This window comes from Microvirga medicaginis (assembly GCF_052658925.1).
Map to the genome: position 1 here is coordinate 192,712 of NZ_JBQWEL010000004.1, position 20,366 is coordinate 213,077.

Consider the following 20,366-nt stretch of genomic DNA (forward strand, 5'->3'; position numbering starts at 1 on the left):
AAGACCATGCCCTGGCGCCCCATGACTGCGCAGGATCTCGCGCGAGCACAGATCCTGGCTGACACGATCCATATCGATCACCCGGAGGATGCGGAGGTCTTTGCCGAGCGCCTGCGCCTTTATCCGCAAGGCTGCCTGGCGCTCGAAGAAGGCGGACGCCTGATCGGCTATGCCCTCACTCATCCCTGGCATTTCGGCAAACCGCCCGCCCTGAATTCGTTGCTCGGCGAAATTCCGCATGACGCGACGACCTACTATGTGCACGATGTGGCGCTGCTGCCGGAGGCACGCGGCAAGGGCTATGCCGCGCAGGTCGCCCAAAAACTGGCTCACCACGCAGAGGGAGCAGGCTTCAGCAATCTGTCTCTCGTGGCCGTCAATAACTCCCAAGGATTTTGGGAGCGGCTGGGTTTTCGCACGAGAAATGTTCCCGGTCTGGAAGAAAAACTCCTCTCATATGGACCGGATGCGGGGCTGATGGTGCGCGAACTCGCACAAGCACTGAGCTGACGCAAAAAGCGTCCTGATTAAAAAATAAACCCAAAAAGAGTTACGAGCGGCGACGGTCAGGGCGGCTATTGGCATAAGGGCGGGACGGACCAGGACTCGGCTCGGGGCGCTCGTAGCGCACACCCGTGAAGAGAAGGATCTCGCCTCGCGGCTCTCCGGCATTGACATGCGGACGTTGCGGCCGGTCCGCGGCATCGGGAAAAGCAATCACCACCCCGGGCGATCTCGCCCACGTATCCTGCATTGCAGCCTCCTCTATGGCTTTAAAATCAACAATTGTAACTCGCCCACCCAAAAAGCCTTATGGTTAACAGACCGTTTCCAGCACGCAGAGCTTGCTCGAAAATTGCGGGGCCTGACATGAAAACAACATTCCCGGCCTCGCTTCAGTTCCGGGGCGCTCACGTCGATGTGTGCTGTACCGCACAGTTGGGGCTCTGCAGTCTTGCAGGTTAAAGATGCGCTAACACACGATCTCTAGGGTTCGAGCCGGGCTACGCTGGAGAACGAGTTGAGTATGGCATCCTCTGCGAACCCAGGCCTCTGGTCTGATCTTTCCGACTTGAGCGGCAAAGACGCATGCGCCGCGCTATTGAAAGTCAATGTGGACATGTTCGCGGCCGCTCCCGTGCGCGACCGCGAGAGCATCGAGACTTTCGAAGCCTTGGCGCTGGGTTTCCTGCCGAAAGCGGACCGCACAACCCTTGTTGAGATCGCACGCATTCTCGCGCCCTGCCCGGACACGCCGCCCTCCGTTCTCGATTATCTGCTCCAGCATGTCCCCGAGGCACGCAGCACCATTCTGCACCACCAACCAACGCCCGCGTCCTCGCCGGATGCCATGTCTCTCGCAACACCGGCCGGCCGGGTGCATCTTGCCTCACGGCCTCGTCTCGACATCGCGACCATTGAGCGGATTCTCGTGCTCCGGGAAGAGACGAGCGAGGACACTCTTGCCGCCAATCCTGCCTTCCCATCGTCCGCATCGGCTTTTCGCCAACTGGTGAGACGGGCCATCGAGCGCCCTGCCCTCGCGCGCATCCTGCTTCAACGCACCGATCTCACCGCGGCACACGAGGCATGCCTCTACCTCGCAACGGATGGCAGACGGCGCAGGCTCATTCGAGAGCGTGTCGCGCAGACCCTCGCACAGGCAACATCCTTGTCCTTTCACCTGACGGAGCACGATATCGCGGCATTCCTTGCCGCCGCGAAGGGTGGCGACATCGCACACTTCGAGCGATTGCTGTCGGAAGCCTTCGGTTTTCCCGTCTCGGCAGAGTGGCACATTCTGCAGATCGGACGGCACCTGCTTCTCGCGCTGGCATTGAAAGCGCTCGGCTTTTCAGACAAGGAAGCGGCGCGCATCTTCCTGACGCTTCATCCGGCACTGTCCTATCCGCTTTCCGCAATCCGCGAGTTGATGCATGAGACGCGGGAGGTCTCCAGTGCCGTCGCGCTCGTTCTCGTCGAAATGATCCTGGGCGTGAAGGCGCTCTCGGGAGACGGCAGAGCGATCTAGCGCATCGTGCGGAATAATGGATCCGGCTTCCCGCTCAAAACGATGCGCTCATTAGAGAGGGGAGCATCGGACCCAAAAGTGCAAGTCCAATTTTTCCGTCCGATGCTCTAGGTTTCAGGCGCGAGGTCGAGGAAGTGACGGCCCTCACGATCGTCCACTTCCACCAGCCAGAGATCGGAATCGAAGCGAAGCTCGCGCGCCATTCTCTCCTCCACATCGAGAGGCGTGACGCCCTGCAAGATCGGCGCGAAGAGGCGCTCGTCGCTGTCCTCGAGGAAGAGCTGCGGTGCGGGTCCGTAGAGGCTCGCCGTGCCGTCGAGATGATCGACCTTTACGAAAATCGCTCCGGCCTCGGCAGCACCACGCCTGCGCAAAGCGGCGTCCACGCCTTCCACACCGCAGCGGCGCAAGTAGGCGGAGACCCAGAAATCGGAGCGAAGGCGAGCCATTACTGGACGGCAATGCCCGACAGCGCGGAGAGTTCACGCACTGTACGCGGGCTGAACGTTCCGGTCACCGGCAGGCGCCTGTCCTGCTCGAAGCGCTGGATCGCCTGGCGCGTTCCGGGCCCCATCCCGCCATCGACCTTCACGCCGTATCCTAAGCGCACGAGTGCACGCTGGCCGGAGAGCACGATGTCCCCTCCATCGGGCCGCCCCACATTGGCAGGCGGCGTCGGCACCGGACCGCCGAGACGGATCATTTCCGCGATCGGATCGCGCACGGTCGATGCGTGCGCGGAAGCCGGAACAGGAGCCTGAACAGCAGCCTGTTGCGTGCGTGCGGGTTGTGGCTGAGGCGCGGCACTGGGCACGCCGTTGTTACGGATCAGATCGGAGATGGCACTGCGCGATGCCGCTCGAGGCGCAGGAGCCGGAGCAGCTTCAACAGGAGCCGGAGCCCGTCCGGCAGGCTCCTCGTACACAGCCATGTCCTGTGCTTCAGGACGCTCATCCCCTGGCCGCGCCGGAGGCAGAGGCTGTCCGGGCGCAGGCAGTGGCGCAGGAGCGACAGCAACTGTCGGATCACGATGGGTAAAAAGCGGCGCTGGATGCCGAACATTCTGCAACAGCAACGCATTCCATGCGATCGCGCCTGCGCAGCCCGTGAGGAAAACGGCCGCCACCATGCGACCGGGATGGTTCATAGCCTGCGTGACCAGGCGCTCGCCTAAGCCGATCTTGCGCGGTGGCTGCTTCGCCGCGCGCCTTTGTTGCGGACGCGGCGGAGCCTTCCGCCGCACGACGGCAGGCAGATCGAAATCGTCATCGGACTCGGCAGCGAAAGCGTCACGCACAAGCATCACCCTGTTATCGAAGGAGCAGCATGATGGTTGGGCGCATCCTCTTCGTGACAAGCCCCGAACGAATGTCGGACGTCACGGGCGATAGCATCCAAGGCCGCTCCTCCCTCTTCTTGTCGAAAGCGTGGCAGAGGCCCCTTAAGCGAACACTAAAACCATGCCCTCTCATTTCTCTAAAACATGGCTGCTGACGGACCAATGAACGTGGCCGCGGCCTCAAGCACAACGCGCACCCGATCTTTTTTCTTGAAATTCAAAGACCTTAACAAGCCCGCCGCCGACCGCGGAGTCTTTAACGGTTGATTCATCCTGTTCACAAGTTGTCAGGCCCTCACCTACGCGCAGCCAGCCCGGTACGTTATGATGCATCACCTTTTGACCCGTTCAGGCAACCAGCAGCCGCTAAATGTTTTCGATTCTGCGTTTCGTCGTCATCGTCGGTGTGATCTTTTACTATTCGCCCGTTCGCCAGCGAGGCGAGGGACCGGATCCGCTGCAGGAGTTCTTCGCCTCGAAGAAGGTTGCGCAGACAATCCCAAAGACGATAACCGCGCCTGCGTCTGAGGGAACACAGGGCCATCTGGAAACCGTATGGCAGGCCCTGCCCGATAGCGCCAAGCAGGCCGTGGTCGACAAGATCCTGACCACCTCCGGCCTCACACCCGCCTCCACGAAGCCCTCCGACACGCTGCAGCCGGAAGACCGCGCCCCCCTTGGACATAAACCCCGCGGCTGATTGTCGGCCGGCCCGTCGCCAAACGCTTCGGCAATGATTATATGAGCGGCAGACAAAGCAGGAACGCCATGCTGCCAACCATTGACGAGATCGTCTCCAATTTCGAACTGCTCGACGACTGGGAAGAGCGCTATCGCTATGTGATTGAGCTGGGACGGATGATGGAGCCGCTGCCGGAGGAAGCCCATACCGAGGCGAACAAGGTGAAGGGCTGCGCGAGCCAGGTCTGGCTCGAGACGCGCCTCGACCAATCCAACGGCAAGCCCGTGCTTCACCTCATCGGAGACAGCGATGCCCATATCGTGCGCGGCCTCGTGGCGCTCATGATCGCGCTCTACAACGGCAAGACCCCCGAGGAAGCCCTCTCTACCGATGCGCTTGGCCTGTTCAAGGAGCTTGGCCTTGCGGAACATCTGACGCCGCAACGGTCGAACGGCGTCAGATCCATGGTCGAGCGCATCCGCCGCGATGCGCAGGTCGCCCAGGCCGCTCTCTAAATCCCGCCTTAAGCGCGCCCGCCCTCGATCACGACGGCTCGCCAAGTCTTGATCCCGCGTGAAGCCGCAGGCCCCCGTGCGACGGCTTCGATGCCGTAATGCTCGGCGAGCCTTGCCAAGGCGAGGCGCACCACGATTTTGGCCGAGCGCGGCGGCCATCCCCGCTCGCGTTCGATCTGTTCCAGGCCTTTCAGAAAGCCGCACAGGTCCATGAGCAGATCGCTGAAGTCGGAGCCGACTGCATCGAAGGCATGCCGGATGCGCTGGCGGGCTGCGATCATGCGATCGGTTGCTTCCGAAGGGGAGACGGACCCTCCCCCTGTGGGCATGGCGTCCCACCGCGCCGTCACCCCCGGCAAGAGGCCGGCCAGCATGATGTCCGTGCGCAGCCGCTCGCCGGCCTGATAGGCGGCCTCGTCGATCATCGGCTCCCCGCTGCGATTCCTGCGGCGGTGCAGCCAGTCGAGAGGGCTCTCCTCCGCATCCATCCGCACCCGCTTCAAGCCGGCCCCGGTCCGGATCGTGGCGGTAACGGTTTCCCGGTGCTGGTGCAGAAAGGCTGCCTCTGGCTCATCGGCAGACGCACGGCGCAGATAAGAGCGGCCTGCCTCGCTCAGGATCAGCATCCTTTGTCCTGCTTCGCTACGTTGCCAGTGGGCAAGATCCTGCCGGACGAGCATCTCGGCATCCGCGATGTTAAAACGTCCGGCCCCGACCGATATACCTGCGCGCTTCCTGTGGACGATGACGCTCCCGTCGTCGGTGGGATCGACCATGACGCGAGTTTCCACAACGTCGAGCACAGCCAGAAGTCGTCCCGCCTCTCGCCGGAGGGTTTCGGACGTTGGGGCCATGGATACGGGGCCAATCGCCCCCCTTACCTGCTTGAGATACCTTTGCTTTTTAACCTTCCGGCGCACCGGAGCACCTGCGGGAGCAATCGTTTCATGAACTCGCTCGGTCTCATTTTTGTTCATGTTTTGTTCCTATAAATAAAGAAAGAAAGGACTCACCCCTCCACCTCTGATAGTGGGCCCTTATTCCTAGCTGTCAACGAGATTCAAATCTGTTGATAAGAATGAGGATAAGTCAGGCAACACGCCTCTCAGGCCAACAAACGCCATGAAGAGCGCGACTCCGCGTCATGTCCGGAAACAGAAAGCCGCCCCGGAGGGCGGCTTCAAAAGACGTAATACTTTACCGGGCTCAGCCGCGCGAGGAACGGCGCTTCCGGCGCTGCTGGCCGAGCCCCATTTCCTTGGCAAGCTCGGAACGAGCCTTGGCGTAGTTCGGGGCAACCATCGGATAATCTACCGGCAGAGCCCACTTCTCGCGGTATTGCTCAGGGGTCATGTTGTACTGAGTGCGCAGATGGCGCTTCAGCGACTTGAACTTCTTACCGTCCTCCAAGCAGACGATGTAGTCGGGAGTGACGGACTTCTTCACGGGGATGGCAGGCTTCGGAGCCTCGGCCGGGGCTTCGACGGTGCCGCCACCAACACGCATGAGAGCCGAGTGGACGTCGTTGATCAGCGCAGGCAGCTCGCCCGAGGGAACAGAATTGTTGCTCACATAGGCCGAGACGATATCCGCAGCCAGCTCAATGTAGTTCGATGCAGCGATATTGTCGCTCATTTTGATTTTCTTCCTTTCCGGCCCACAAGAACAGCTCAAATGCCTTCCGGCCTGATTTTTGAGCAGTCATCACGCAAGCAATGCTTGCTTCATTCTTGAACCGCACTGTGCACGCACAGAAATCGTGCCTGACCGTTCAGGTATGGCAAATTCGCTCTGAAAACAAGATCATTAAAAGGAAAACTTTGGAAAACTTGGGGTCAACTTTCTGAGTGAAATAAACTCAGGTTTAACCAACGCGAAAGCGGAATCGGTCTCAAGCAACAAAATATTGAGTTCGCGCCACTTTCAGCCAGAAGAAGTAGTTAAAAAGACGCCTCGCACATGGCGTGATCGGATGTCCCAAGATAACTGGCGACGGACCTCGCATGGGAAATTCGAGTTATGTATGCATAATCGATCCCGCCTTGACCCGATCCGGATAGTTTCATGAAACGCGAGCGCCTTCCGTCCCGCCCTCTGCCTCCTGCGCCGGGTATCCCCGCAAAGCCTTACAGTTTCGAGGTGCATGGGGTCAGGATCCAAGACGATTACGCATGGCTGAAGGCCGAGAATTGGAAGGAGGTGCTCAAGAATCCCGCTGCGCTCGATTCGTCCATCCGCCAATGCCTCGAGCAGGAGAACGCCTATACGGCCGCCGCCTTTGCCGGCACGGAGGATTTTCAGGCCCGACTCGTGGCCGAAATGCGCGCGCGCATCAAAGAGGATGATTCCTCCGTTCCCGAGCCTGACGGCCCCTTTGCCTATTTCACCCGCTACCGGGAGGGAGGCCAGCACCCCCTCGTCTGCCGCCAACCTCGGGATGGCGGCGTGGAGACGATCATGCTCGATGGGGACAGGGAGTCCGGGGGCCATGCCTTCTTCGACCTGGGCGGCGCGGATCATTCCCCGAATCATCGGCTTCTGGCCTGGGGCTCGGACGTGAAGGGCTCCGAATACTTCACGATTCGTATCCGGGATCTCGAAACCGGCAAGGACCTTTCCGACGCGGTGCCCCATACCTCGGGCGGTGTCGTGTGGCTCAACGACAGTTCCGGCTTCTATTATGTGGAGCTCGACGAGAATCACAGGCCCGTCAGGGTCAGGCGTCATTTGATCGGCACCGATCCGGCTGGGGATGAGGCAATTTATGAGGAAGAGGACCCGGGCTTCTTCGTGAAGCTCGGCGTGACCCAATCGGATGCTTTCGTGCTGATCGAGGCAAGCGACCACGAGACCTCGGAGGTCTGGCTCCTCGACCGGTCTGATGCCGCCGCCAAGCCCCGCCTCGTTGAGGCCCGTACGCCCCAGCTGCAATATGATGTGGAGCACCACGGGGACAGCCTGATCATCCTCACCAATGCGGACGGAGCAGAGGACTTCAAGATCGTGACCGCTCCGGTAACGGCGCCCGGGCGCGCCTCTTGGAAGGATCTCGTTCCCTACCGCCCAGGCATTATGATCCTCTCAGTCGTGGCTCTTGCCCGCTATCTCGTGCGCCTGGAGAGGGAAAATGCGAGCCCACGAATCGTCCTGCGTGAGATCGCAACCGGACGGGAAGAGACGATTGCCTTCGACGAGGAGGCCTATTCCCTCGGTTTCACGCCGGGCTACGAGTTCGACACGGACGTGATCCGCTACCACTATTCATCGCTCACTACGCCAAACGAGGTAACGGATTACAACCTGCGCACGGGCGAGCGTACCTTGCGCAAGCGGCAGGAGGTGCCGAGCGGCCACAATCCTGCCGATTACGTGACCCGCCGTCTGTTCGCCACCGCTCCCGATGGAGAGCAGGTCCCTATCTCGATCCTGCACCGGCGGGAAATCGCCCTCGACGGCTCGGCTCCCTGCCTGCTCTACGGCTATGGCTCTTACGGCATGTCCATGCCGGCGAGCTTCCGCACGAGCATTCTGTCCCTCGTTGACCGGGGCTTCGTCTATGCCATCGCCCATATCAGGGGCGGCACGGAAAAGGGCTGGCGCTGGTATCTCGATGGCAAGCGCGAGAAAAAGCCGAACACTTTCAAGGACTTTATTGCCAGTGGCGAGGCGCTGGCTCAGGCAGGCTATACCTCACGCGGGCGGATCGTGGCCCATGGCGGTAGCGCGGGCGGCATGCTGATGGGAGCGGTCGCCAACATGGCGCCGGACCTCTTCGCAGGCATCATCGCCGAAGTGCCTTTCGTCGACGTGCTCAACACCATGCTGGACGCGGAACTCCCCCTTACCCCGCCCGAATGGCCGGAATGGGGGAATCCGGCTGCCGACGAAGCGGCTTTCCGCACCATCCTGTCCTACTCGCCTTATGACAACGTGACCCCCCAGGCCTACCCGGCGATCCTGTCGCTCGCGGGCCTCACAGACCCGCGCGTAACCTATTGGGAACCAGCGAAATGGGTGGCCCGCCTCAGAGCCACGATGACGGGGGGTGGCCCGATCCTGCTCAAGCTCAACATGGATGCAGGACATGGCGGAGCCTCCGGGCGCTTCGATCGCCTGGAAGAGGTCGCCCTTGCCTATGCTTTTGCCATCAAATGCATTGAGGGATTTCAGGCCTGATATAACTTGTCACTATGGTAAGGTGCAGCCCTGTCGAGAGTGTGCGTGAATGAGCAAGCGCGGTAGTTCACCGGCCCCTGATAAGGAGGTTTCTCTCCAGAAGGACGATAAGCAGAGGATTGCGGATCTTGAACAGCAACTCCATGAGACGGAGCTGGCCCTGCGCTTGAGCAATGGCAAGCTGCGCATGGCGCTTGACATTGGAAAACTCGGCACTTGGGAACACAACCTCGAGACAGGCGAGATCACCGGCACGACCGCCTTCAAAGGCTGTCTGGGGCTCAAGCCGGACGCAAAGCTCACGCACGCCGAACTGCAGGCCATGCTTCACCCGGGGGACGTCGAGCGCATCAACCAAGCTGTATCCTATGCGCTTCGCACCAAGACGGACTTCAATATCGAATACCGTATCCTGAAGGCTGACGGAAGCATCGGCCATGTTCATGTGCGTGGCGGTGCGATTTATGAAGGCAACAGGCCTATCCGCTTCGTCGGCGTGATGCAGGACATCAAGGAGCGACAGAAAATCAGAGAGGAAATGGACCAGGCTCAGCGCCGTCAGGAGTTCCTCCTCAAGCTCAACGATCAGCTCAGCAATATCGATGACCAGTACGCAATCATGGAAATCGCGGCACGCAACGTGAGCGAGTTCCTGAAGGTCGACACAGCAGGCTACGGCGAAGTCTATGAGGAACGCGGCGTCATTATCGTTGAGCGCGAGTGGTCCTGGGGGCTCATCAGCAATGAAGGCAAGGTTGAGAAGATCGACCAGCATGCCGGCCCGATCCTTGAGGCCTTGAAGGGCGGACAGCCTGCCATCATCAATGATGTGAGGACCGACTCTCGCCTGAGCGACCCGGCTCTTCAGACCACTTTCACCACCATCAACGTACGTTCAGGTTTTACCGTTCCTCTTCACAAGAATGGACGCTTCATCGCCGAATTCTACGTTTATTCCTCTGTGCCTCGGAATTGGACGAGCGATGAGATCGCACTTGTCGAAGATGTGGCGGAGCGCACTTGGCTCGCGATAGAGAAGGTCCGAGCCGAGGTGAATCTTCGCGAGACGGAAGCACGTTTCAAGCTCATCGCGGAATCCCTTCCCGCTCTCGTGTGGATCGTTAAACCCAACCTGGAATTGACTTACACAAATGAACGGTGGGTGACCTATTCGGGCCTGCCTCCGGAAAAGGCTCTGGGACATAGCTGGACGGCTGCCATTCACCCGGACGACTGGGCGAGAATGACCGAAGAGTTGAAGCCTGTCGTTGCCAATGAGACCCCTTATACCACGGAGGTCCGCTACCGCTCAGCGGAAGGAGAATATCGCTGGCACATCATTCGAGCAGCGCCTGTGCACAATGCCACCACGGGGGAGTTCAAGGGATGGGTCGGCACCAGCGTCGACATTCATGATCTGAAGATGATCGAAGAGGCGCTGCGCACCAGTGAGGAGCGTCTGTCGCTCGCCCAGCGTGCAGCCGGCATCGGCGTATTCGACTGGCACGTCCCTTCAGGGAAGGTCATGTGGACGGCCGATCAGGAGCGCCTTTTCGGCTTGGAACAGGGCACGTTCGAAGGGAATTTCACCGGTTGGGCGGCCAGAGTGCTCCCGGAGGATCTGGATCGCGCCAACAGAGCTATGGCAGAGGCAATGGCCCGCGGGGACAGGGAGATCAACTTGTCCTATCGGATGCGGCGGCCCGATGGCAGCATCCGCACGATGGATACCACCGCGCTGTTCTTTTATGATGAGCAGGGCACTCCGATGCGCATGGTAGGAGTCAATATCGACATCACGCGCTACAAGGAGGCGGAGAGGCGCCAAAATCTTCTTATCCGCGAACTCCACCATCGCGTGAAGAACACCTTGGCGACCGTGCAAGCTATCGTGGGCTCGACTGCGCGCACCGCATCCAGCATCGATGAATTCTATCAAGGGTTCGTGGGCCGCATCGTCTCGCTCGCGCGCACACACAACCTGCTCACCGAAGACCTTTGGCAGAGAGCCGATCTGCAGGAATTGGTGGAGACAGAGCTCGGTCCCTACGAAGATGAAGCGCGCAATCGCATCCTGATCGACGGTCCGCATGTCGAGCTCCCCTCGGAAGCGGCGGTGCCCATTGGTATGGCGATTCACGAACTCACGACCAATGCGGCCAAACACGGCGCTTTGTCGACCTTCGGCGGGCAGGTTGAAGTCCGTTGGCATATCGAACCCGGCGAGGAGCGTCCGACGTTGCAGTTCACCTGGACGGAGAATGGTGGACCACGTGTCACGAACCCAGCTCGCCAAGGCTTCGGCTCACGCCTGCTGCAGCGGGTCCTGTCCGCGCAGCTGCAAGCTCAGGTGAACATGGACTTCCGGGAAGAAGGCCTCCACTTCACGATGAGCATGCCCATGCCGGGCGAGCCACCCCTTTTCAATCCCGATAAGTAGCACCGCACACTCCCATCGCAGATGACGAACGCCGCCCTTCACCATTGGCATTCGGTTCAGGCTGTTCCAAACGGCGGGAGAGCTCACATTTAAAGCTTGGCTCAGTATCGGCATTCACACGCCCGGCCTAGTGTAAATATTCAGAAGGAATCTGCCCATCTAACGCAGTGAGGAGACATCATGTTGTTGAGTGCAAAACGATCGCATCTTCTCGTGGTGGATGTGCAATCCAGGCTCATGCCTGCCATTCACGAGGGTGGCTCCACGCTCAGGAATATCGGCGTGCTGCTGCAGGCAGCCTCTCGGCTCGGCGTTCCCGTAACGGTTACGGAACAGTACCCGAAAGGGCTTGGACCGACAATCGGCCCCGTAGCGGACAACCTTCCGGCTGCTACACCCGTGCTTCCGAAGACGAGCTTCTCCGCAGCCAGAGATCCGGCAACGGCGGAGCGCGTCGTCGGGCTGCGCGGCGAAGGGCGCGATCAACTCGTGATCTGCGGGGTCGAAGCGCATATCTGCGTGCTGCAGAGTGCCCTTGGCCTCAAGGATACGGGGCTCGATGTCTTCGTCGTTGCCGATGCAGTTTCGAGCCGCTCACCTCACAGCGTCAATGCCGCTTGTGCCCGCCTGCTTCATGCGGGCTGCCATTGGGTGACCACGGAAATGGTAGCGTTCGAGTGGATGGAGAGGGCTGCGACGGACGACTTCCGGGCCCTCTCTCCCCTATTCAAGTAGCGACAGCTCCCCCCTCACCGCCAGAGGCAATGAAGGCCTTCAGCTCGTCGAGGGACTGGAAGTGGAACACACCGCTCGGGGTCTGCGCTTCAATGGAGCCATCGGAGAACATCACATAGGTGTTGTCGCCGGAATTGTAGGTGCCGACGACCGTAGCGCCGGAGCGCGGCTCCTTGGCAGCCTCCTCCTCGCGCGCCGGTTCTCCCGTAGAGGCTGCCTCTTCGTCGGCGAGGACAGGTTCGGGCTCCCGCTCGGTCTTCTCCGTCTCCCGGGCGGAGACAGGCTCGGGCCGTGGCTCGAGACTACCATCGCGATCAAAGGCGTTCTGCTGCTCCTCCGGCTCTTCGAGCCTGGGCTCGTCGGCAAAGAGCGACGTGTCGGCGTCGGAGCTACGGGACTCGGTGTAAGTTTCCTTGCGCCTTTCAGCCAGGAGAAAATCCGGAACCTTGATTTCAGGCTCCTCGGCGCGGTCTCCGGCGCTCTCCATGCTTTCCCTAGGGGGAAAGAGTGGGAAAGGCTCGACCTTGGGGATCTCATCCTCGTCCCGGTACTCACGAGCCTCGGCGGCCGGCTCCGGCTTATCGCTTTCGGCGAAAAGAGGCAGGTCCGCCTGGCTTTTGTCCCGGTCCGTGTCCTCGCCACGGTCAAGCAGCTTGCCGCCCAGCAGGCCGCCTGCAAGGGCAGCCATGGATACACCAGTCGAGGACGATGGCGCTTGTTCCTGTATCTCTTCGTCGATACCGATTCGTAGGCGGGCAAGTTCAGCCTGAATCCGGGTGAGTCTGGACACGGCTGCTGTAATGCCGAGGAGCAGTGCGCCGCAAGCCGCGCTGAAGCTGCCGGCAATCACCATCACCCAGCCACGTTCTATCAGAACGATGTCCCATCCGAAGAAAGCAGCCACTAACCCACCCAAGATCATCGCAAAAGCGAGGGCCAGAAGAGCGATGATCATGCCGTCTCCATCATACGCAAACCAAGGTTTTCGAAGGCAAAGCTATGCCTCTATAGGCGAAAGGCAACCTATCGGTAAAGATTGGGCAGAAAAAAGTCCCCGTGCCAACCGTTGCTCTTGAGCCAGGGGAGCTTTAACTAACGCACACAGGTCGCTCAATCCAAAGGAGACGCCGATGTCGTTCACTCTGCCCGAACTGCCCTACGCCTATGATGCCCTGCAGCCCTATATGTCGCGGGAAACGCTGGAGTTTCACCATGACAAGCACCACGCTGCTTACGTCAACACCGGCAATAACCTTCTGAAAGGTACGGAATTCGAAGGCAAGAGCGTCGAGGAAGTCGTGAAGGGCTCCTACGGCAAGAACCAGGCCCTCTTCAACAATGCCGGCCAGCATTACAACCACATCCACTTCTGGATGTGGATGAAGCCCAATGGCGGCGGTGCGCTTCCCGGCAAGCTGGAGAAAAAGATCGTCGAGGATCTCGGCTCCGTCGACAAGATGAAGGAAGACTTCATCCAGGCCGGCGTCAGCCAGTTCGGCTCCGGCTGGGCCTGGCTTGCCGTCAAGGACGGCAAGATCACGGTCATGAAGACCCCCAACGGCGAGAACCCGCTGGTCCACGGCGCTCAGCCGATCCTCGGCTGCGACGTGTGGGAGCATTCCTACTACATCGACTACCGCAACCGCCGTCCCGACTACGTCAAGGCGTTCCTCGACAACCTGGTGAACTGGGAGCATGTCGAGGAGATGTTCGAATCCGCGATAAAGTAAGCGGACTTCTCGTTATGTCAGGCGGGCCTCTTCGGAGGCCCGTTTCGTTTTGGCGCTACCCGGTTCCGCTTGCCCGCCAGAACTCCGCGCTGGGAATGCATCCTTCCGCATCGGCACTGAACTCGGGCCGGATGCGGTTGAGGAAATACATGTCGATCGCGCCGATATGTTTGACGCTCACCGAACCCCGCGCCTCGGCCTCGAACAGGCGTGAGACGTGATGGAACGTGCTGGCCGAGATATTGATGCGCCCCGGTTCGCACGCCTCCTCGAGCCTCTGCGCAACATTCACCGCATTGCCCCAGATGTCGTAGGTGAAGCGGCGATGTCCAACGATTCCTGCAATCGCAGGACCTGAATTGATGCCGATGCGAAGTTCCCAGGAGGCAAGACGCAACTTCTCGCGCTGGCGATTGGCGGCTCGGATAGAGGCCTGCATTTGCAAGGCTGCGAGGCAGGCATCAATGGGATGAGTGCGGTTGGGCACCGGCAATCCCCCCGCGCACAGATAAGCGTCGCCTATCGTCTTAATCGTCTCCAGTCGATTATCGGCCGCGATCTCATCGAAGCGCCCGAAATTCTGGTCGAGCTGATTGAGCAGGCGCGCCGGATCGAGAGTTTCGGTGAGAAGCGTGAACTTCTTGAAGTCGGCGAAGAGGATCGTGGTTGCCTCGTGAAAGCGAGGCTCGACCTTGCCGTATTGCTGCAACTCGTCAGCGACCGGCTCCGGCAGGATGTTACGCAAAAGCCGATCCGATTGGTCCCTCGCCTCCTCCGCCAAAGCTTTGGCTTGGGCGAGTTCATTCAACAGAGCATTGCGTTCCAGAAGCTGACGCCGCAGCTCCAGGAGAGCCATGGCCTGCTGTGCCAGCCGGCGGACCGCCTCGCGCTGGGACGGGCGCAGTTCCCGCGGCTCGAAGGCCACCACGCACAAAGTGCCGAGCGCATATCCCTCCCGATTGATCAGCGGCATTCCACAATAGAAGCGCAGATGCGGTTCCTGCGTAACGACGGGAAGATCCTTGTAACGCTCGTGAGCCGTCAAATCGGGAACATAGATGAGATCGTTCGAGCAGACCGTATGGCTGCAGACCGTGATCTCGCGTGGGCATTCGGTGAAATCGGCGGGCAATCCGTATTTCGACTTCATCCATTGCCGATGCTCATCCACAAGGCTGATCAGGGCGACAGGACAACCGCAGATTTCGGCGGCAAGTTCGGTGACGGCATCGAAGGCGAATTCGGGCGGGGTATCGAGCACCTGATACAGGGCAAGCGCCGCCAGCCGCTCAGCTTCGTTGCCGGAGGATGCCTCTTGCATCGACCTGCTCCTTAGGCCCCCTCAGCCCCTGGATAAGCCTGCGCTGCAGCGCCCTCCTACTATACTCATCTTTTCGTCGAATTTCAGGGAAAATCCAAGCTCGGAGCGAGCGTTAGTCCCCGCTCCTGCAGCAGGGCGATAAAGGCATCGGACTTGAGATAATTCAGCTCTGCGACACGACTTTCGACGGCGGGATCGAGTGTCCTCAGCTCGTCATCCACATAGCCCGGATGGCACATGATGAGCGGCATTGATCCCAAATGGGAGAAAGCCGTCTCGAAAATGCGGTTGGCCGGCACAGAGAGATCGAAAGGCGCAAAGCCCGAAAAGCCCTGGTTGGTGGGAAAACCGGCGGCCCGCGTCTCCTGGGCAAAGCCTCGTGCAAACCCTTTGACGATGAGCGCCTTCCCTCGCCCTATGGGACGGCGCAGGATCGAGGCCATTCGATCCGCAGGGTCACGCAGCCAGACGCGACCGGCATAACCGCGTGCCTTCAGCACCTCGAGCAGAGGCTCTCTCACCCCAGGCAGCACATGCACGTGCTGATGCCCGTCGATGAAGGACGGAGCCCCCCCATGGGCCTCCTCGAAGGCATTGATCTGGCGCGCGATTTCTCCCGCGATCTCGGCCTTGTCGAGTTGCCCCTTGAGGGCCCTGGCCAGGATGTCCTTGAGGGCCGGAAACCGCCCTTTGGGAGCCAGGCGCGGCATTGCCCCCAAAGGGACTCCGGTCGTCAGATTGAGATGGAGGCCGACCCCGATCCGCCCCGTCAAGGGCTTGAGATCGGGCGCAGCGCGCCGCCAGCCGGGCATGTTGGTCATGGCCCCCGTGGCCGAGAGGCGGCCCATCTCCGCCAGTTCCGCGATCCCCCGGCTCACGCCATCGCTGAGGCCATAATCGTCGGCGCAGAGAATGATGTTGCGGAAAGACGGCATGGTTCCCTGAAATCGGCTTTGCCGCACCCTAAGCATGATCCGTAAAAGTGGGAACCCGTTTTCCGGTGCGACCATGCGGCAATAAGAGACCGGCCCAGCACGTCATATTCTAACGTCAAACTGTACATAGGCACTTGAGCAAAGCCGCAAACTCGGCTCTTGATGCGGCCGAACATGAAGGGTTTACTGCCGTGGCGTCGCCAAAGCTCAGCGTCATCATTCCGGTCCATAACGAGAGCGCCAATGTCGGGCCGCTCTGCGAACGCCTGTTTCCGGTGCTCGGCCGGATCGGCCTCGCCTGGGAGGTGGTGTTCGTCGACGACGGCAGCCGGGACGATACCCTCGACGTCATTCGCGCCATGAGCAGGACAGAGCCCCGGATCGGCGCCGTCTCCTTCAGCCGCAACTTCGGCAAGGAAATCGCCATTGCCGCCGGTCTCGACCATGCCCGGGGCGATGCGGTGGTGATCATGGATGCGGACCTGCAGCACCCGCCGGAGATGATCGAAGCCTTCGTCGAGCGCTGGCAGCAAGGCTACGACATGGTCTATGGCCAGCGCACCGACCGCTCGGACGAGACACGGGTCAAGCGCGGCTTCGCGCAATTGTTTTACCGCCTCTTCTCGCGCTTTGGTGAAATCAGCTTGCCTGAGGGGGCAGGCGACTTCAGGCTCATCGATCGCAAAGGCGTCGATGTGCTGCGCACCCTGGGCGAGAAGGCGCGTTTCTCGAAAGGGCTTTATGCCTGGATCGGATTCAAGGGGGCCGGCGTTCCCTTCGTGGTGGAGGAGCGCCGTTTCGGAACATCGAAGTGGAGTTTCAGAAAGCTCTTCCGCTTCGCCTTCGACGGCATCGCTGCCTTCTCGACGGTACCCTTGCGGATCTGGACCTATCTCGGCTTCCTGATCTCGTTCCTGTCCATCGCCGCTGCCCTCTTCTTCTTTGTCAGAACCCTTCTCTTCGGCACCGACCTCCCCGGCTTTCCGAGCCTGATCGTGTCGATCATGTTCTTCTCCGGCATTCAGCTGATGTCCCTCGGCATCATCGGCGAATATGTGGGCCGCATCTTCGCGGAGGTGAAGCGCCGTCCGCTTTATGTGGTGGCCGAGCGGATCGGCGCATCGGCGGAAGTCTCGAACAGCCTCGTTCCCGACAATTACCTGCTGCGTCAGGCCTGACCGATGTTCAAGAAGCTTCTCTCCGTCGGCGGCTGGACGCTCGTCTCTCGCCTCACCGGCTTCATCCGTGACGTTGTGATCGCGGCCGTGATGGGTGTCGGACCCGTGGCAGACGCATTCTTCGTCGCCTTCCGTATCCCCAATCATTTCCGTGCCATTTTCGGTGAAGGAGCGTTCAACAACGCCTTTCTCCCGACCTACGCGCAGGTGCTCGAAAGAGAGGGCAAGGCACGTGCCACCTCGTTCGCCAGCCGCATCACGACCCTGATGCTGATCATACAGATCGCGCTGCTGCTCGTGGCGTTCTTCGCGATGCCTTTCGTCGTATCGCTTCTGGCTCCGGGCTTCTCAGGCGAACCCGCAAAGTTCGACCTCGCCGTCACGCTGACACGGATTACCTTTCCTTATCTGCTGCTGATCACCATCGTCACGATCTATTCCGGCATCCTGAACGCCCATGACCGGTTCGCGGCAGCCGCGGCTGCGCCGGTCCTCCTCAATGTCTCGATGATCGTGGCGCTGGCGGCGGTATTTCTGTTCCCGAATGCGGGATATGCCGCGGCCTGGGGCGTCACCGCCGCAGGAATCTTCGAATTGCTGCTGGTCTGGATATCAGCGCGTCGGATCGAGGTGTCTCCCGGTCTGGAAAAGCCGCGCGTCGACATCGCCATGAAGCGTTTCTTCAAGGTTCTCGGCCCTGCCGTGATCGGCTCCGCCGGCGTGCAGCTCGCCATCTTTGCCGACACCATCATCGCATCGTTCCTGCCCACAGGCGCTGTCTCGTCGCTCTATTACGCTGACCGTCTCTATCAACTTCCCCTCGGCGTGATCGGCATTGCTGCCGGCACCGTGCTGCTCCCTGAAATGAGCCGCCGCATCGCGGCTGGCGACGAGGCAAGCGCCTATGCCGCGCAGAACCGCACAATGGGTCTCACGCTGGCTCTCGCCGCCCCATTCCTCGTCGCCTTCCTGGTGATGCCGGACCTCATCATGTCCGCCCTCTTCCAGCGCGGCGCCTTCGATGCCGAGGCAGCACAGCGCGCGGGCGCTGTCCTGGCAGCCTATGGTCTCGGCCTTCCCGCCGCCGTGCTGATCCGCTCCGCCGTGTCGAGCTTCTATGCCCGCTCCGACACCACGACGCCGCTGATCGCCTCGCTGACGGCGGTGGCCGTGAACGTCCTCGTGAAGATCCTGCTGATGAACACTTACGGCGTGGTGGGACTTGCCCTTGGAACAGCCATCGGCGTGTGGACCAATCTGATCCTGCTCTTCATCCTCGCCTACCGGCGCGGATGGACGGCGCCGAACCGCTCATTGGCCAAGACCTGCCTGGCCATCGCGGCAGGAAGCGTTCTCCTCGCCGCCTTCGCCTGGTTTGCACCCGCACCTCTGGAGCGCTGGACCACCCTCCTCCCCTTGTGGCGAAACGAAACGCTGCTGGGTGCGCTTGGGCTCATCGGTGCACTGATCTACGGCGGTGTCCTGCTCGCCGGAATGAAAGTCATGGGCGTGAGACTCGCGCGCCGCTGAACCTTATCGAGCGGCGTGACGGGTCATGCCCCCGGTGCCTGCAATCTCCGTCAGCAGCTTGCGCCTTGCAGCCAATGCGAAGGGTTGCGTCTCGGCCGCGATTTCCACGAACGATCCCGGCCCACCAATCACGTTCTGTGCATAGTAATCCTCGAGCGGCATGCCGCCGGGACCTCCGGGGCGTCCGCTGCCGGGACGGCGGATCGCAAGCGCGTTGATGGTGAACCCTTTCGCGAGCGCATCGGCCCGCGCGCTCTCAATCGAACGTCCGCCCATGTTCGGCCCGTCGCCAGAGACATCGATGACTTTGCGCATGCCTTCGTGCGAGTTCTGTTCCACGAGGCGCACGGAAAAGTCGATGGCGTTGGAGATCGAATTGTAGCCGGTGGCACCACGCGGCGTATTCATGAGCTTATTAGCGAAGATTCTCGCGCTCGGTTCATCCCGGATCACATGCCAGTCGACGATCAGCACCTGCGAGCTCGGCCCGCCCCATTCCATATAAGCCACGGCAATGGCGCCGGCAGGCCCATCCTTGATGCCGGTTAACACTTCGGGACTCGTGAGCGCGTCGGCCCAGCCCTTCCGCTGCAGGCGCAGCTCATCGTTGTCGATGGAGCCGGAGCCATCGGCGGCGAAGACGAGTTCGAGATCAACGGACTCCGCAAAGACCGGTGCTGTCAGAAGACCAAGGACAATAAAGCTGTTCAGGATCAGGCGCATCGGAGGCTCCGAACGGGGGCACGATGCTGAGCCATTTAGGGCAACAAAAAACCGGGGCCTCTCAGCCCCGGTTCACAAGTCCTTGAGAAGGGATATCAAGCCGCCCTGCTGACGGGCTGGGAATGAGCGTAGGCCCAGTAGAGTTCACGGGCGCGGCGATAGAACGGGCCGGGCTGGAGATCGCGGCTGTCGATGCGCAGAACTGGCATCACCTTGGAATAATTGCCCGAGATGAAGATCTCGTCCGCAGCGGCGAAATCCTCGTAGCGCAGCGTGGCCTCGAGCACGGTCGCGCCGTCGTCGCGCAGGAGCTGGATCACGCGCTGACGGGTGATGCCATTGAGGAAGGTGCCATTCGGGTACGGCGTATAGACCACGCCGTCCTTCGCCATGAACACGTTGGACGTGCCGGTTTCGGCCACGTTGCCCAAAGCGTCGCAGACGAGCGCGTTGTCGAAGCCCTTCTCTTTCGCCTCGCGGATCACCCGGGCATTGTTGGGATAAAGGGCACCCGCCTTCGAGTCGGTGGGCATGGATTCCAGCGTCGGGCGGCGGAAGCTCGACTTCATCACCGACATGCCACCCGGCACCGGCATGGGCGCCTCGAAGAGCGACAGGCAGAACTGGGTCGATTCCGGATCGGGCGCGATGGTTGCCAGGCCCTCGGCCTCACCCCAATACATGGGCTTCACGTAGAGTGCCGTGCCGGGAGCGAACTTCTTCACGCCCTCCCGCACCAGATCGACAATCACCTTGGGGTCCATGGTGGGCTTGAGACCGATCGTGGTGGCAGAGCGGTTCACGCGGGAGCAGTGTAGGTCCATGTCAGGCATGACGCCCTCGAACACGCGCGCACCGTCGAATACGGATGAACCAAGCCAAGCAACATGGGAACGCGGCCCGATGAGGGGCGGATTGCCCTCATGCCATGCGCCGTTGAACCAGTTCCAAGTCTGCGAATACCAAGCCACTTTCTCGATCCTTTGGTCAGAATAGCTGCCCTATCGAATCCCTTTGAGTAGCATCCGTC

The 20,366-nt window shown here is 60.7% G+C and carries 20 protein-coding genes; 10 read left to right on the top strand and 10 right to left on the bottom strand.

Translation table 11 applies throughout. From position 1 onward, the window contains the following. Positions 1–6: 6 nt before the first annotated feature. Complete coding sequence (locus ACUXUR_RS08190; protein WP_445501852.1) at positions 7–510, top strand: GNAT family N-acetyltransferase; 504 nt, start codon at positions 7–9, stop codon at positions 508–510. 40 nt (positions 511–550) lie between these two features. On the opposite strand, the gene ACUXUR_RS08195 is transcribed toward ACUXUR_RS08190, so the two are convergent. Next, the gene (locus tag ACUXUR_RS08195) at positions 551–754 is read right to left on the bottom strand and encodes a hypothetical protein (protein ID WP_445501853.1); all 204 of its coding nucleotides are present in this window, start codon (positions 752–754) and stop codon (positions 551–553) included. A 273-nt stretch (positions 755–1,027) separates the two neighbouring features. Here ACUXUR_RS08195 and ACUXUR_RS08200 point away from each other — a divergent pair, with 273 nt between their 5' ends. Beyond that, positions 1,028–2,032, top strand: coding sequence for a hypothetical protein (locus ACUXUR_RS08200; RefSeq protein WP_445501854.1), 1,005 nt, complete (start codon positions 1,028–1,030; stop codon positions 2,030–2,032). Between the two features lie 107 nt (positions 2,033–2,139). Here ACUXUR_RS08200 and ACUXUR_RS08205 read toward each other — a convergent pair whose 3' ends face one another. Both ACUXUR_RS08205 and ACUXUR_RS08210 read right to left on the bottom strand, forming a co-directional pair. Beyond that, the gene (locus ACUXUR_RS08205; protein WP_445501855.1) at positions 2,140–2,481 is read right to left on the bottom strand and encodes a DUF1491 family protein; all 342 of its coding nucleotides are present in this window, start codon (positions 2,479–2,481) and stop codon (positions 2,140–2,142) included. After that, positions 2,481–3,329: a peptidoglycan-binding domain-containing protein gene (locus ACUXUR_RS08210; protein ID WP_445501856.1), complete on the bottom strand. Its 849-nt coding sequence runs from the start codon at positions 3,327–3,329 to the stop codon at positions 2,481–2,483. Before ACUXUR_RS08210 ends, ACUXUR_RS08205 begins: the two co-directional genes overlap by 1 nt. Before the next feature lie 412 nt (positions 3,330–3,741). Between ACUXUR_RS08210 and ACUXUR_RS08215 the strand changes: the two genes are divergently transcribed. Both ACUXUR_RS08215 and ACUXUR_RS08220 read left to right on the top strand, forming a co-directional pair. Next, on the top strand, positions 3,742–4,071 hold the full coding sequence (locus ACUXUR_RS08215) for a hypothetical protein (protein WP_445501857.1): 330 nt from the start codon (positions 3,742–3,744) through the stop codon (positions 4,069–4,071). Positions 4,072–4,139: 68 nt separating this feature from the next. Further along, positions 4,140–4,568: a SufE family protein gene (locus tag ACUXUR_RS08220; protein WP_445501858.1), complete on the top strand. Its 429-nt coding sequence runs from the start codon at positions 4,140–4,142 to the stop codon at positions 4,566–4,568. Between the two features lie 8 nt (positions 4,569–4,576). On the opposite strand, the gene ACUXUR_RS08225 is transcribed toward ACUXUR_RS08220, so the two are convergent. Both ACUXUR_RS08225 and ACUXUR_RS08230 read right to left on the bottom strand, forming a co-directional pair. After that, entirely contained in the window at positions 4,577–5,545 is a 969-nt protein-coding gene (locus ACUXUR_RS08225; RefSeq protein ID WP_445501859.1) for a DUF6456 domain-containing protein, read from the bottom strand. 229 nt (positions 5,546–5,774) lie between these two features. Beyond that, positions 5,775–6,203 carry a Ros/MucR family transcriptional regulator gene (locus ACUXUR_RS08230; protein WP_047189559.1) on the bottom strand — a complete coding sequence of 143 codons (429 nt, stop codon included), beginning with the start codon at positions 6,201–6,203 and terminating at the stop codon, positions 5,775–5,777. 429 nt (positions 6,204–6,632) lie between these two features. On the opposite strand from ACUXUR_RS08230, the gene ACUXUR_RS08235 reads away from it, so the two are divergent. The 3 genes from ACUXUR_RS08235 (at position 6,633) to ACUXUR_RS08245 (ending at position 11,919) form a co-directional block, all read left to right on the top strand. Further along, positions 6,633–8,744 carry a S9 family peptidase gene (locus ACUXUR_RS08235; RefSeq protein WP_445501860.1) on the top strand — a complete coding sequence of 704 codons (2,112 nt, stop codon included), beginning with the start codon at positions 6,633–6,635 and terminating at the stop codon, positions 8,742–8,744. A gap of 49 nt (positions 8,745–8,793) precedes the next feature. Continuing rightward, positions 8,794–11,184 (top strand): PAS domain-containing protein, encoded by a 2,391-nt coding sequence (locus tag ACUXUR_RS08240; RefSeq protein ID WP_445501861.1) that lies wholly within the window; start codon positions 8,794–8,796, stop codon positions 11,182–11,184. Positions 11,185–11,364: 180 nt separating this feature from the next. Next, positions 11,365–11,919 carry a hydrolase gene (locus tag ACUXUR_RS08245; RefSeq protein WP_445501862.1) on the top strand — a complete coding sequence of 185 codons (555 nt, stop codon included), beginning with the start codon at positions 11,365–11,367 and terminating at the stop codon, positions 11,917–11,919. On the opposite strand, the gene ACUXUR_RS08250 is transcribed toward ACUXUR_RS08245, so the two are convergent. Then, positions 11,912–12,874 (bottom strand): hypothetical protein, encoded by a 963-nt coding sequence (locus tag ACUXUR_RS08250; protein WP_445501863.1) that lies wholly within the window; start codon positions 12,872–12,874, stop codon positions 11,912–11,914. The genes ACUXUR_RS08245 and ACUXUR_RS08250 overlap by 8 nt on opposite strands. A gap of 175 nt (positions 12,875–13,049) precedes the next feature. On the opposite strand from ACUXUR_RS08250, the gene ACUXUR_RS08255 reads away from it, so the two are divergent. Continuing rightward, positions 13,050–13,649, top strand: a complete 600-nt coding sequence (locus ACUXUR_RS08255; protein ID WP_445501864.1) for a superoxide dismutase — start codon at positions 13,050–13,052, stop codon at positions 13,647–13,649. Between the two features lie 55 nt (positions 13,650–13,704). Here the strand turns inward: ACUXUR_RS08255 and ACUXUR_RS08260 are convergent, their stop codons facing one another. Together ACUXUR_RS08260 and ACUXUR_RS08265 are read right to left on the bottom strand one after the other, a co-directional pair. Further along, a complete protein-coding gene (locus ACUXUR_RS08260; RefSeq protein WP_445501865.1) occupies positions 13,705–14,970 on the bottom strand; it encodes an adenylate/guanylate cyclase domain-containing protein in 1,266 nt (421 codons plus the stop codon). A gap of 83 nt (positions 14,971–15,053) precedes the next feature. After that, positions 15,054–15,905, bottom strand: coding sequence for a ChbG/HpnK family deacetylase (locus ACUXUR_RS08265; RefSeq protein WP_445501866.1), 852 nt, complete (start codon positions 15,903–15,905; stop codon positions 15,054–15,056). Between the two features lie 191 nt (positions 15,906–16,096). Between ACUXUR_RS08265 and ACUXUR_RS08270 the strand changes: the two genes are divergently transcribed. Both ACUXUR_RS08270 and murJ read left to right on the top strand, forming a co-directional pair. Continuing rightward, complete coding sequence (locus ACUXUR_RS08270; RefSeq protein ID WP_445501867.1) at positions 16,097–17,083, top strand: glycosyltransferase family 2 protein; 987 nt, start codon at positions 16,097–16,099, stop codon at positions 17,081–17,083. A gap of 3 nt (positions 17,084–17,086) precedes the next feature. Next, complete coding sequence (murJ, locus tag ACUXUR_RS08275) at positions 17,087–18,613, top strand: murein biosynthesis integral membrane protein MurJ (protein WP_445501868.1); 1,527 nt, start codon at positions 17,087–17,089, stop codon at positions 18,611–18,613. Between the two features lie 3 nt (positions 18,614–18,616). Here the strand turns inward: murJ and ACUXUR_RS08280 are convergent, their stop codons facing one another. Both ACUXUR_RS08280 and ACUXUR_RS08285 read right to left on the bottom strand, forming a co-directional pair. Further along, positions 18,617–19,336: a DUF1194 domain-containing protein gene (locus ACUXUR_RS08280; RefSeq protein ID WP_445501869.1), complete on the bottom strand. Its 720-nt coding sequence runs from the start codon at positions 19,334–19,336 to the stop codon at positions 18,617–18,619. 95 nt (positions 19,337–19,431) lie between these two features. Further along, on the bottom strand, positions 19,432–20,307 hold the full coding sequence (locus ACUXUR_RS08285; protein ID WP_445501870.1) for a branched-chain amino acid aminotransferase: 876 nt from the start codon (positions 20,305–20,307) through the stop codon (positions 19,432–19,434). Positions 20,308–20,366 lie beyond the last annotated feature (59 nt).